7 protein-coding genes are annotated in these 13518 nt (G+C 72.2%); 4 read left to right on the forward strand and 3 right to left on the reverse strand.

Annotated elements, in window-relative coordinates:
- Nucleotides 1-135 precede the first annotated feature (135 nt).
- Nucleotides 136-2217, forward strand: coding sequence for a serine/threonine-protein kinase (locus ACWCHM_RS30285; RefSeq protein ID WP_204961839.1), 2082 nt, complete (start codon nucleotides 136-138; stop codon nucleotides 2215-2217).
- 22 nt (nucleotides 2218-2239) lie between these two features.
- Here ACWCHM_RS30285 and ACWCHM_RS30290 read toward each other — a convergent pair whose 3' ends face one another.
- Nucleotides 2240-3124, reverse strand: a complete 885-nt coding sequence (locus ACWCHM_RS30290) for a hypothetical protein (protein WP_454220833.1) — start codon at nucleotides 3122-3124, stop codon at nucleotides 2240-2242.
- 191 nt (nucleotides 3125-3315) lie between these two features.
- On the opposite strand from ACWCHM_RS30290, the gene ACWCHM_RS30295 reads away from it, so the two are divergent.
- On the forward strand, nucleotides 3316-3876 hold the full coding sequence (locus ACWCHM_RS30295) for a hypothetical protein (RefSeq protein ID WP_204961837.1): 561 nt from the start codon (nucleotides 3316-3318) through the stop codon (nucleotides 3874-3876).
- A complete protein-coding gene (locus ACWCHM_RS30300) occupies nucleotides 3869-9037 on the forward strand; it encodes a type IV secretory system conjugative DNA transfer family protein (RefSeq protein WP_454220834.1) in 5169 nt (1722 codons plus the stop codon). Before ACWCHM_RS30295 ends, ACWCHM_RS30300 begins: the two co-directional genes overlap by 8 nt.
- 64 nt (nucleotides 9038-9101) lie before the next feature.
- Here the strand turns inward: ACWCHM_RS30300 and ACWCHM_RS30305 are convergent, their stop codons facing one another.
- Both ACWCHM_RS30305 and ACWCHM_RS30310 read right to left on the reverse strand, forming a co-directional pair.
- Complete coding sequence (locus ACWCHM_RS30305; RefSeq protein WP_281902081.1) at nucleotides 9102-9413, reverse strand: trypco2 family protein; 312 nt, start codon at nucleotides 9411-9413, stop codon at nucleotides 9102-9104.
- A gap of 303 nt (nucleotides 9414-9716) precedes the next feature.
- On the reverse strand, nucleotides 9717-12557 hold the full coding sequence (locus ACWCHM_RS30310) for a CHAT domain-containing protein (RefSeq protein WP_454220835.1): 2841 nt from the start codon (nucleotides 12555-12557) through the stop codon (nucleotides 9717-9719).
- Between the two features lie 83 nt (nucleotides 12558-12640).
- Here ACWCHM_RS30310 and ACWCHM_RS30315 point away from each other — a divergent pair, with 83 nt between their 5' ends.
- A complete protein-coding gene (locus tag ACWCHM_RS30315; protein WP_204961832.1) occupies nucleotides 12641-13009 on the forward strand; it encodes a hypothetical protein in 369 nt (122 codons plus the stop codon).
- Nucleotides 13010-13518 lie beyond the last annotated feature (509 nt).

The raw sequence follows: 13518 nt of genomic DNA on the forward strand, positions 1-13518 counted from the left end.
CGCTGTTGAGGAACCGGCCCGTGTTCCAAATAGACTGCGCCACTGTGCCCGTCCGTCGGCTCGCCAGTAGGACCGGAGGGAAGCCCGTCTTGGACGGATCAGCTGTTGGTGTGCCTGTCCCGACGTTGGTGACTGATGCCGACGCGTGACGACGACGGGTCGATGCCGCGCCCCGGGTCAGACCGGGCAACAGGGCCGGATCGGCTTACGGCGCTCCAGGCGATCCGGAGGTCGGCCCGTCAGCAGCGGCGCGACTTCGCCCTCGATCCCCGACCGATCGCCGTCGGCGGCCAGGCGCAGGTCTTCCGCGCCCGTCACAAGCCCACCAGCCTACCGGTGGCGTTCAAGAAACTCAGGGGGCGTTCCGCTGACGATGTCGCCCGGATGAAACGGGAGATCGAGGCTGCCGACCGCTTCAGTGAGAACCCCAACGTGTTGCCGGTGCTCGACTGGAGCCCTACACACGACTGGTTCGTCATGCCGTTGGCGGACGCGACGGCCCACGACCGCGCCGGTGAGTTGCGCGATTCCGTCGCCCTGCGGGCCCTGATCGAATCGGTGTGCAGCGGACTGCGGGAGCCTCACCGGCTTGGCTGGATCCATCGTGACCTGAAGCCGGAGAACATTCTCTGGTACGACGGGCGGTGGGTGGTGGCGGACTGGGGCCTCGGCAGGCGACCCCGAGGTGAGACCACCAACCCAGGCCGTACGCGGGCGGGCCGGTCCTTGGGAACCGAGGGATACGCGGCACCCGAACTTGGTGTCGACGCCCACATGGTCCTACCGGCAGCCGATGTCTACAGCATCGGGCAGATCATCGGCTGGGCGGTAACCGGATCCGTCCCTCGACAGAACGTGCCGCTCGTGCCGCCGTCCGGGCCATGGCGTTCCATTGTCCGGGCAGCAACGCAGGCGGATCCGGACCGGCGCCTCCCGACCATCGACGACCTCCTGGCGATGATCGCAGCAGAGTTCGACACGCCCACCGAGACATCAGCCCGAGGACGGCGACTCGTCGCCGCCGTACGCACCGGGGAACGGGCGGCTCTCGTTGATCTTGTCCGTCTGGCGGCGCGGTCTGACCTCGACGACGATCTGCTCCGGGACATCCTCGTCGCTCTCGACGGGGAACGGACGAGGATCGCGGTTTCTGGCTGTCCCAACGAGGTAGGCGAGCTGGTGCACAGCATCCACCAGCGGTATCCCGCCAGTACGGCGGCACGACCGGAAGCGGGCGACCCCGGGCCAGCGGTCAGGTGGTTGCTCTCCGTCGCTGAGCATGCAGAGGACCTGGACCTGTGGGAGCTGTTCGAGACCACCTCCGACGGCATCCTGCACCTCGCCGCGAGTGGCCGGTTGGACCCGGACGACGACCGCCGGATCGTCGGATGGCTGAGTGGTAGGTCCGGTGACGCGGCTGGTGCTGTCGCGGGGGTGCTTCGTCGGGCTCGACCAGTTCCATGGCTGACCGCGCTGGCGGACGTCCCTGCGCTGGACCGGCGGGTCAAGATGGCCGTGAGCTCTCACATGCGGGCCGGTGGCACCGGCCCGGACCGTCTGGCCGGTGGCACCGGCCCGGACCGTCTGGCCGGTCCGCCGGTGCCGGAGGCGTCGAACAAGCCGGGTTCCCGCCGACGGACGCGTTGGATCCTGACGGTGGCCGCGCTGTCGACGCTTGCCAGCGCCGGGGTGATCGTGGGAGTCGTGCTGAACGGCCAGGGGTCCAAAGGCGGAGCAGGCAACTCCGATGCCGGGGACAGCGTCGTCGGCGGCCTTCCCGACCGACCCAGTGAACTCGCCAGGTTCGATCTGGCGGAGTTCGTCGACGGCTGGGATTCCTATCCCAGTTGGAGCCGGTGCGTCACGGGCACCGGTAGCTTTGCCCTTACCGGCAGCTTCCCGGCTCGTCCGAGCGAGGTGGGTCTACCAACCCAGAGTGTGCACTGCACTAACGGGGCCAGCCTCAATGCGATGTTCGCCGAGTACAGACCAGGCACCTACAACGACGTGTCGCGCGTGTACCTGACTGCGCCACCGCCAGAACAACCGGTAAGAGGCGAGATTGAGCCTCCACCAGGCCTGCATGTCTTTGCCTGGAGCGCCACCGAACGAGCCCTCGTCTGGACCGACGCGGAGTCGGGACTAATCGGGGTGATCGTCACCGATAGTCCGGGAACCGACCTGGTCAAGCTCTGGAACACGTACCAGCCGGCGTAGGGTCAGCTCCGCTTTCGTTCCGCTAACCCCTCCGGATCAGCGTTGATTCCGCCCAGCCACAGATTCGGTCTTCGCCCCGTAGCGCCACGACGAGGGTCCACCTGCCCGTCAATTCTGAGTAGTCGGTGATGAGCGCGTCATAGCGGGCTGCTGGTTCCACCACCGGGGAGCGACCGTCCGGCCAGGTGTGCAGGAGGACCTCGCTGGTCGGGACGAGGTGTTCTGCGAGTTCCCCCGGTGAGCAGGTGGTGATCGGGCCGAGGCGAGGGCTGATCCGAACGGGCCATCCCTGCCGGACCGCCGCGACGTAGGCGATCGGCACCGAGCCACCGCCAGCGCAATCGTCCTCGGGACCCCACACGAAGCCTTCCACGGAGAAGCCCGTCGGAACAGGATCGACCGCCTCGATCAGCCCGTCGCACCGCGAGGCCTCGGCAATCGGCCGCCGGAGCTGCTGAGCGTCGCCCTCGTGCCACAGCCAGATGTACCACGAGACTGAGGAGGTCTGGCCACCCTCGACGGCCAACCCGACTGCGGCATCGGTGTCCCCGTCGCCATCAGCGTCGGCATAACGGGGTGGACCGGCCATTTTCCAGCGGTACGCGTCCATGCCTTCGTCGCCTCTCCGCTCGGCTTTGCCGTCGCGGAGCTGCACGGTCGAGTTCGTCACCGCGTCGAACCACTCCCGGCCCGCAAAGTCGATCGCGCGGATCTCCTGTGACGACGGACCGGTGGGCGCCGACGACGGGCCGCGCTCCGACGGCCGGTCGTCAGACTGCGCCGGACAGCCGGTCAGTGTGGGAATCGCCGCGATGAGGATGGCCGCCGCGACGCCCGCACGTTGCCGCACGAAGGTGCGGCCCTGAGCCGAGCGGGGCCGACCGGCCGCCGGTTCGAGCCTGCTCACGGGTCCGCCCCTCCGGGACTTCCGACACCACAAGCCATCGAGAATATCTGATTCACCGCGCGGATGTCCCCTTTCCGACTACGGCGCCATGCGACCTTGAAGCCTGCGCCGATCACCGAAAGGATGCGGTGAACGGACCGGTTCCCCGTCAACGGAGGACGCGGTCCGATTCCGATATGGATGGTGCGGTGATGGCACGGTTCTGGGAATTGGTGCTGCGCGCCTGGGCCCTGGTCCTGGTTCTGCTCGTGCTCAGCTGGATCTGGGGAGTCAGCCGAAGGGTGGTCCGTTCCGTCCGCGCGACACTCGGCCTCCTGCGGGAGACGGCGCAGGCCCTCACCGAGACGGCCCGCGCGGTGGAGGAGTACCAGCGGGGGATGCAGGAGGACCGACTGCTCGGCCAGGCCCGGCGGATCGGCTTCGAACTCACCGGTCTCTTCGAGGGCAACGCCGACACCGGCCAGCCGGGCGCGGTCGTGGTCCGGGCCGAGAACTTGAGCGTCGACTACATCTACAACGTGGAGGTCCGATACGCCCCGGCGGAGGGCGAGGCGCAGTCGTCCCGAGGTATACAGCTCGCGCCGCAGATCCGCCAGGAGTGGACCTTCGAGATCTCCCCGACCGGGCCGGGACCGCTCCTGTCGGAGCTCACCCTCACCTTCTCCGACCTTCGGGGTCTGCGCTGGACCCGGAGCGCGGCCGGCTACACCCCACTGCTCGTCGAGCCGACGGAGGACAAGGACAGTGACTGACGACCGTCGGACCGTGGAAGTCAACTGCGCCGGGCAACCTCCCAGCCGGGGTTCGGGCTATCTGGTCGCGCCGGGGCTGGTCCTCACCTCCGCGCACGTCGTCCGCGACTGGCGGGACCGGCCGGAGCGGATCACCGTCCGCCGGGCCGGGCGGACCGGCGGCCAGGCACCGGCAGCCGGGACGGAGGCAGTCGGCCAGGAGGCGGCGACGCCAGGCGACGGCGAGGAGATCGCCACCGCGGAGGTGATCCTCCCGGCCCGGCCGGAGCTGGAGGTGGCGCTGCTCCGGCTCGTCGACGCCGACCCGGCCGACGGGGAACTGCCGATCGGTGAACTCGACGTCGACCATCCCCTGCCGTTCCGGGCCCCCGGCTTCCCCCGGTCGCAACGCGAGGGCGAGGTGCGCGGGATCGAGGTGGCCCGCGGCTACACCGACTGGGTCTCCGGCCGCGCCGACCGGCTGCCGCTCAATCTCACCACCGCCGTACCGCTGCCGGAGCAGGGGCGCTCGAACTGGTCGGGACAGTCCGGGGCGGCCGTGCTCACCCTGGACAACCTGCTCCTCGGCGTGGTCACCCACGACCGGCCGGACTACGGCAGCCGCCGGCTGGAGGCGGTTCCGGTCACCTGGCTACTTCAGGACCGCGACCTCGGCCCGGCTCTGCCGGACTCCTGGTTCGGCAGTGGTTGCCGCCGGCTGAGCAACCTGGTCGACTTCGCGCTCGGCCCCGACCTCGCGGTCCGGCTCCGGCCACCTTCCCAGTGGTTCGGCCCACGCATCCGGGAGAACCTGCGCGGCTCGATCGCCGCCCCGCTGCAGACCCGGTACGCCGTCGTCCCCTTCCTCGGCCGCGAGACGGAACTGGAGACGTTGCGCCGCTGGCGACGGGCGGAGAACCCACTGATCAGCTTCGCCGTCCTCTCCGGACCAGGCGGCATCGGCAAGAGCCGGCTGGCCAGCCAGCTCTGTGCCGAGGCGATGGCGGAAGGCTGGGTCGCCGGGTTGGCCACCGTGCACCAGACGGTCCCCGCCAACCGGCTGTCCGAACTGGCCCGGCCGGTCCTGCTGGTGCTCGACTACGTCGACCACCAGGCCGACCTGGTTGCCGATGTGGTGGAACGCTGTATGACCACCGAGGTCGCCGCCCCGGTACGGATCCTCGTCCTGGCCCGCTCCGCCGAGGTGTTCCGCAGCCGGCTGGACGCCGCCTTCGGCATGACCGGCGGTACCCCCGCCGAGGACATCCGCCTGCGCCGGGAGGACTTCACCGCGGCGGACCGGTACGCCCACTATCTCGCCGCGCACCGGGCCTTCCACGAGCTGCGGCGGGAGGAACACCCGGCTCCGGTGGCCGAACCGCCGGTCCCGACCGGGGAGGAACTGGCGGGAGAGCTGGCCGCCTTTCCCACTCCGCTGCTGGTGCACGCCAGGGCGCTGCTGGACACCCTCGGCCCGGACCCCGAACCCGGCCCCGACGACCAGTCCCCGGCCGGGCCGCCCGGCGTCGAGCGGACGGCCGGGGAGCTGCTGGACCGGCTGATCAACCGCGAGGACAGCGGATTCTGGGCCCCCGCGTTGCGTCGGCACGATCTTGGTCACGACCAGCGCCGGGACCTGTTCGCCGTGGCCACCTTCGCCGGTGCGGAGACCCGGGACGAGGCCCGGACCGTGTTGACCGGGATCGACCTGGACCAGAGCGCCGCCGCCCGGGTGGCCGACACCCTGCACGACCTCTACCCGGGCCGACGGTACCTGCCGGCCGTCGAACCGGACCTGCTCGGCGAACACCTGATCGCGGCCCGGCTCCTCCCCTCGGGCGCGCAGCGGCTCTTCGCCGAGGTGGCGGGGGCGGGGGCCCGGTCCCGGATGCTGGAGTCCCTGCTGCGGATGTGCGGTTCGACGTACGGGCGGGTCCGCGCGGCGGCCACCGAGACCCTCACCGGGATCCTCCAGCACCACCTGCCGGAGCTGGTCGGCCAGGCCACCGGCGCGGTCACCGCGGGCGACGACCCGGTCGCCTCCGACGCCTACCTGCTCCCCGCCCGGCTCGCCGCCGCGCTGGCCCTGATCGAGGTCCCGGGCGCCGCGGCGGCGGCGGCCGAGGTCACGTTCCCGACGCAGACCCGGCTCCAGCCGCTGGCGGCGGCCGTCTACGAGCAGGCCGCCGGGCATTGGCGCGACCGGGGCGACCTGGAGCGGGCCGCCCAGCTCTGGCAGGAGAGCAGCGTGGCGTACCTGGCCATGGGTTTGCCGGACGTGGCGATAGGGCCGTCGAACCAGGCGTTGGGATACTTCGCCAAGTTTCCGACGATGACCGGCCACCCCCAACTGAGCACCATCCTCAGCTCCAACTCGCTGATCCGGCTGGGGGCGGGCAACGCCGCCGCCGCCGTACAGGCCGCCCGGGAGGCGGTGGAGGTCGCCCGCCGCGCCGCCGAGGACGACCCCGACCGCTACCGGCGGCCCCTCGCCGAGGCGCGACGGAACCTCGCGTTCGCCCATCTGAGCGCCTTCGACCGGGTGAAGGCGCTCAGCACAGCCGAGGATGCGGTGCGCGACGTCGCGGAGCTGCCGCCTGTCGACGGGGGTCGGGTGCTGATCACGCAGGCCCTGGTGTTGATGGCCAGCGGTGAGCTGGAGTCGGCGATCGGCGCGACGGTGCGCGCGGTCAACCTGCTGAAGGAGGCGGACGAACCGACGGAGGCGGAGCTGGCCAACACGATGATCTTCCTGGCCATACTCCGGGCGGCGACCGGGGAGACCTCCGAGGCGCTGCACCTGGTCGGCGATGCGGTCACCCAGGCCGACGCGATCACCCCGGCGACGGCGGACACCACCCGGCAGGCCCAGGCGCTGGTCCGGCTCGGTGCGGTCTCCGTACTGCTCCCGGTGGATCGGCCCGCCGCGCTGGAGTACGCCCGCGAGGCCCGCACCAGGCTCAGCCAGCTGCACGCCGAGGCTCCGGCGGTCTACGAGTTCCATCTGGCGCTCAGCCGGATCATTCAGGTGGAGGTCCTGCTGGAGATCGGTGAGTCCGATCCGGCCGCCAGGGACCGGGCGGTCAAGGAGGCACTCCTCGTCGCCGACCAGGTCGACGAGATGTACACCAGGCGGCCCCGGTTGTATTTCAGCCTGCGGGTCATGGCCGCCCAGGCCCAGGCCCGGGCCCTGGCGGCGGCCGACCGCGCGCCCCGGGCGATCGAGATGCTCACGTCGGTGATCGAACAGGCCCGGCGGGTCGACCTGCCCGGCGCCCAACCCATGACGGCGCAACTACTGGTGCTGAAGTCGCTGATCGAATCCGGGATCGACGCCGACGAGGAGAGCCGGGAGACCGCCCGGGAGGCGGCGCTCCTCTACGAGCAGCTCCTCGACGAAGAGGTGAACCTGTTTCCGCTGGCCCTCGGTGCCCGGATCATCGAGATGGTCTCCGCCGCCGCGGTGGGACGGCAGTCGGAGGCCGCGACGGCGGGGGGAAAGGCGATCGAGATCGCCCGCCGGTACCTGCGCACGGCCCCGGGTGACCGTGCCCGGCGGGTGCTCGCCAGCGCCCTGGTGATCCGGGCCGCCCTGCACTGGGAGTCGAACGAGATGCGGCCGGCGGCGGCTCTGCTACGGGAGGCGCTAGCCCAGTACGAGGTGGTCACGCCGATCCCGGGAGACCTGGAGGACATCGACTACATGCGGGAGCGGCTCCAGGAGTGCCTGGAGCGGATCAGCGTGGACGAACGTTCCTCGCCCCCGACCTCCCGGCCGCTGCCGGGGCCGGCCTATCCCGGGTACGCCGCCCCGCCGGCCGACGCCCACCCCACCGGTGCCTTCTCCACCGCCACCCTGGCCGAGCTGCTCACTCCCGAACCCTCCCCGGAGGAGCCGGAGCCCACCCGGCACCGGGTGGTGCTCGGCCGCTGGCGAGGCCAACCGATCCGCGCCGTCCGGTTCCGGCCGGTGCTGGCCATGGGGCCGCAGCGGAGCCGGAAGACCACCGGCATCGTGATCCCCACCCTGCTGGAGTGGGACGGGCCGGCCCTGGTCACCTCGGTCCGGACCGACGTGCTCAGCGCGACGTTCCGGCAGCGCCAGCAGCGGGGCACCGTGTCGGTCTTCGAGCCCGGCGGTCGGCTCGTCCACGGCTCGGCGGTCACCTCGTGGAACCCGCTGGACGACTGCCGTACCTGGGAGGGGGCGATCGTCACGGCCAAGTCGTTGACCGAGTCGGCCCGGCTCGGCGGCGACAGCGGCCTGCGGGACAGCCAGTTCTGGTACACCTCCGCCACGCAGTTGCTGCAGGCGCTGCTCTACGCCGCCGGGGGGACCGGCCAGTCGATGGCGGCGGTAAGCCGGTGGCTCAAGTCCAGCGAGAACGCCGAGGTGCGGGCGCGGCTGCGGGTACTCCAGCAGCGGGACCCCGACGGTGGGCAGGCCGCCGCGGCCTTCGCCGGTATCCGGGCCCTGGCCGACATCACCCTCTCCGGGGTCTACGCCACCGCGACCTCGCTGTTGGCGGCGTACGACTCACCGCGGGTGCAGGAGAACTCCCGCTCCGGCTTCGACGTGTCGGACTTCTTCAACGGTGAGGCGAACACCCTCTACCTCTGCGCGCCTCCCGAGGAGCAGGAACTGCTCGCACCGGTCTTCACCGCGCTGATCCGGCGGGTGATCGCCGAGGCGTACCGACGGCAGGCACTCGGGGAGCGGCTCCTGCCGCTGCTGCTCCTGCTGGACGAGGCGGGCAACATCGCCCGGATCGAGGATCTGGACACCATCGCCACGACCGCCGCCGGGACCGACATCCAGTTGGTCACGGTCTTCCACGATCTGGCCCAGATGGAGGCCCTCTACGGCGGTCACCGGGCGCAGAGCATCGCCAACAACCACTCGGCGTTGCTGATCCTGCCGGGCAACCGGGACGCCCGGACCGCGCAACTGGTCCGGGACGTCCTTCTCGACGAGCCGATGACCGGTGGCGTACGGCGTCAGTCGGTCCGGCGGCTTCCACCGGGTACGGCGTTCTGCGTCTATGAACACCTGGCCTCGGACATGATCGAACTGCGGTCATCCAGCCACGACCCGGACCTGCGGGAGGTGGTGGGAGAGCCGATCGAGGAGGATCCGGCCTTCCGTCGGCTCATCACCTTCGGTCGGCGTTCCTCAGCCTGAACCGGTCGGCCTGTCCGCAGGCCGGCCGCTGGGGCGGCGCGCTGGCCGATCCGACCGTGGCCCGTCAGTCGTCCTGGTCGTTGATGGCCACCCGCCTCCCGTCGCGGTACTGCGGCTCCAGGTTGAGGAGCACCCGGTGGGTGGCCGCGCGGGCGTGGTCGACCCCGCCGCCAACGGTCACGACCTTCCAGAGGCCCGCCTCGGCCTTCCCCTTCAGCGTCCGGGTCACCGTCAGCTGGAGCTCGACCTCGATCGAATTGACCGAGAAGGTCAGGTCCTCGTCGTCCGCCCACTCCACCGCCTGCAGGATCTGCTGACGCAGGCTGTGCACAGCCTCGGGAATGGTCAGGTCGTGGGTGGGGACATCCGGCTGCATCCACTACTCCTCGAATCGGGGAGTCCCATCGTGACAGCCGGTAGCAATCCACTGGTGACCCGGAGCAACGCCCCACCTCGGATGTCCCTGGCCGGCGTCGGCGTCAGCCGGCCGCAGGCGGAGCAGTGCACCCCGGAGTAGACCGTCGCGGCGGCCCGTTTCCGTCCACCGGGCGCTGTGGGTGCCGTGTCGTATCGTCGGGCCGTGGTCGTCCGTCAACCCCTCTCCGCTGTAGGTGCGCTGCCCGGTGCGGGTGCGTACCGGTTGCGGCGGCTCGTGGAGCGCAACGGCCGGTCCGAGGTGCTACGGGCCGGTGTGGATCAGCGCCGCCCACACCTCAGGCCGGTCCGGGTGCGCGCGTCGTACCCGGTCGATGGCCCGGTCCAGTGCGACGGCCGCACCGTCGGCGTCCAGGCGGTCGCCCGCCCGCAGGCCGGCGTAGACGTCGTCGGCGACCTGGGCCGCCACCCGGTCGGCGACCGCCCACTGGCTGCCGATGACGTGCCGGAAGCCGGCCATCTGCAACGCCGCGGTGAGGTGGATGCCCTCGTCGGGTAGGTCCCGGCCACCGGCCGCGGTGCGGCAGGCGGACAGGTAGGCGAGGTCGCACCCGCCGGCCGACTGGCTGCGGGTGGCGAGACGGCCGGCCAGGTCCAGGACGCTGAGCCTGCCGTCGACCAGGCGCAGGGCGGCGGCGCTGGGCCGCTTGAAGTCCTGGTCCCCGTGGCAGGCGAAGTGCGCCCAACTGTGCTGTTCGAGCGCGGTCAGCACGCCCTCGACGGTGGCGCTGCGGCCGGAGAGCACCCGCAGGCCGGGCACGTGCGAGCTGACCGCGCGCAGTTCGTCGCTGACCGCCGGCAGCGGCGCCTGGCCGGGCAGGGTGCCCAACCCCACCGCGAACGCCTGCGGTGCCCCGTCCGGGGCCGGGGTGGTGCGGGCGCGCAGCAGCGCGGACAGGCTCGGGGTGTAGGACGACACGCAGCGGGCGGCCACCGAGATCCGGCGTCGCGCGGCGAGCGGGGCGCTCGCGCCGAACCGGCCGGCGGCGTGCAACGGCAGCATCGTCAGCGGCCCGGTCGGGCACCACCACACCCGGTGCCGCCGGTCCGGCCCGCCGCCGAGGATGTCGTCGAGGGCCGCGCAGACGGACTCCCCGACGGTGTCCCAGAGCCACCGTTGCAGGGACACCAGCGTCTGGTGCAGCGCGGCCCGTTCGGCCGGCCCACCGCCCGCCTCCACCGCCCGCTGCACCTCCAGGAACGCCGCAGCCCGACGCTGGGCGGTGTCGTGGGACAGCCACGGCAGCGGTACGGCGCGTACCCCGTCGGTGCTGACGATGATCGCGTCGCTGCGCCAGCGCGAGGTGTTGACCAGCACCGCCGCCCCGCCGGCGGTGGCCGGTTGGAGGGCGGCGAACGACGGCGGGTGCAGGAAGTTCGCGAAGCCCGGCTGCCGGCGGGCCTCGGCCGCGAGCTGCTCCCACCGTTCCGCCAGCCGGCGGCGGTGACCGGCGTCCTCGATCCCGGCCCGGTGCGGGCCACCCAGCGCGCTGGTCAGCAGGTCGCGGCCCAGCTCCCAGCCGGGACGGGTCGGCAGCTCGACGACCGGGGACGCCCCGGTGCCGTCCAGTTCCCGGCGCGTCCGGTCGAGTTCGTCGGCGAGCGCGGGTGCGACCGCGGCCAGCGCGGACAGGTCGCTGCGGGTCTGCAGGGCCTGCGACCACAGCACCTGCCGGCCCTGCTCCAGCAGTTCCACCGCGCGGTGCGGCTGCCCGGCGGCGAGCGCCCAGGCCGCCGCATCGCCGGCCAGGCCGGATGCCGCGGCCAGTCGTTTCTCCTGCACGGTACGGTCCAGGCCCCGCCAGGCGAGCAGCGGAAGCAGCCCCACGGCGGTCCCGTACGCCTCCAGGGCCAGCTCCGCGTCACCGGCTTCGGCGGCGGTCTGCGCCCAGGTGCGGGCCGCGGTCATCCGGATCTCGACGGCACCCGCCCGGGAGGCCGACGACGACCGCCACATCCCGACGGCGGCGTCGAGGTCGGCCGGGTCGTGATCGATCAGGTAGCGGATCCGCAGAGCCGTGCCGAGTACGTTGAGGGCCCGTGCCCGGTCCGGGTGGCCTGGCGAGAATCCGGCCAGGGCGGCCATGCCGGTGTCGACGGCGTCGCTGACCCCGGCCGGGTCGCTGCTCATCCGGGCCCGGATCAGCAGCGAGTGGGCCAGGCTGACCAGGTGTCCGGCCCGTTGGGTGCCGGCCGTCGGCGCGTCGACGGCCTCCCGGGCGCTGCGGATCGCCTCGTCCAGGTGCGCCGACGAGTTGCTGCTCAGGCCGTGCATGACCAGCAGCGCGCCGTGGGTGGCCAGCAGTTGCGCGCGGATCGTGCCGATGCTCGGCAGGTCGGCGACGACCTGCCGGCTGACCCGGACCGCCTCGTGCAGGTCGGTGTCGTCGTCGCCGTCCAGGCTCACCCAGCGTTGCACCAGCGCGATCACCAGCACGCCGTTGAGGGCGGCCCGGTCGATGTGCCGCGTGGGCATGCCGGCCAGACCGCGGCGGCAGTGCGCGATCGCCTCGTCGATGTCATCCGGGCTGCCGGTCCGGGCGAACCGCATGACCAGGCAGAGCGCCAGCAACTGGTGGGCGGTGAGTACGTGGTCCGGGTCGGTCGAGCGGTGGACCTCCCGGCTGAGGCGTACGGCCGTGTCGATGTCCGCCAGCTGGCCGAACCGCTCGAAACTGAGCCGGTACACGTTCACGCAGCGGATCAGCACGTCGATCCGGATCGGGTCGTCCTCGTCGACGGCGGCCACCGCGACGTCCGCGTGCCGTTTCGCCGTGGACAGGTCCGACACCTCACGCCGCTGTTCGAAACGGAACCCGACCACCATGGCGAGCTGGGCGTTGACGTACGGCCACCACGGATCGTCGGGCGGGGTCAGCGCCGTCGCCTTCCCGGCGGCGGCCACGGCGGCGTCGAGCTGCTTCGGGTCCGAGGTGCGGCCCCGCAGCATCAGCACGGTGGAGAGCGCGGCGAGCACGTCCACCCGGGACGGGTCCGCGGCGAGCAGGTCCCGCGCCAGGTCCTCGGCCCGGACCAGCAGCGACTCGTCGCCACTGTCGTTGTACGCGACGACGAGCGGGTCCACCGCATCGATGGACCGCCCGGACGATGGCACGGATTCAGTAGATTCGACGGCGGCTCGGGCGTCAACCGACAGGAGTGTCGTACATGGAGCAACGCCGCCTGCTGGCCTCGTTGTGCGCCGCCGTGCCGACCCTGCGCGAGCGGGCGGAGGCGGGGGCGTGGAGCGACCTGCTCGACGACCTGCTCGACGAACTGGCCGCCGGCAGGCCGGTGGTGGAGGTCTGCCGGCAGCTCGGTTGGATGGCCGAGACCGAGACCGAGCCCGAGCGCAGCGTCGGCCCGTCGGACCACGCCGAGGGCGCCCGGCTGGAGGGTCTCGCGCCGGTGGTGCTCGACGGCGACTACCGCTGCCCGCTGCACCGCTGCTCGCGCCGGGCCCACCGGGACGACCGGGGCCGGGTGCCGCACTGCGCGCTGGCCGACACGGCGATGACATACCGGCCCGAGCCATGATCGAGGTGCTGCTGGGCGAGGTCGGGCGGCGGATCAACGACCGTTGGCTGACCCGGGCGCTCGGGCCGGCCCTGCTGTGGCTCGCGGTGGCCGCCTTCGCCGTGCTGCCGGGGCGTCATGCCGTCTTCGACGTACCCGGGGCGGCGCTCGCCGCAGCCGACGCGGTCGACCACCTGCGGGAGCGGGTCGGCCTGGCGCTGGTGGTGGGGGTGCTCGTCGTCGTGGCCGCCGTAGCGGCGGCCGGCTGCGCCCAGGCGGCCGGCAGGGTCGTCCGCCACGTCTGGCTGGGTGCCTGGGCCGGGCCGGCCGGCCGGCTCGCGACCGGGCTGACCGCCCGCCGCCGTGCCGCCGCCGTGCGCCGGTGGACCGCCCGGGGACGGGTGGTTCCGGCGGTGTACCTGCCCGACCGACCCACCTGGATCGGCGACCGGATCCGGCTCGCCGACGACCGGGTGGCCGCACAGTACGGGCTCCGTCTGGGCCTGATCTGGCCGCGACTGTGGCTGCTG

Source organism: Micromonospora sp. SCSIO 07396, from assembly GCF_053667945.1.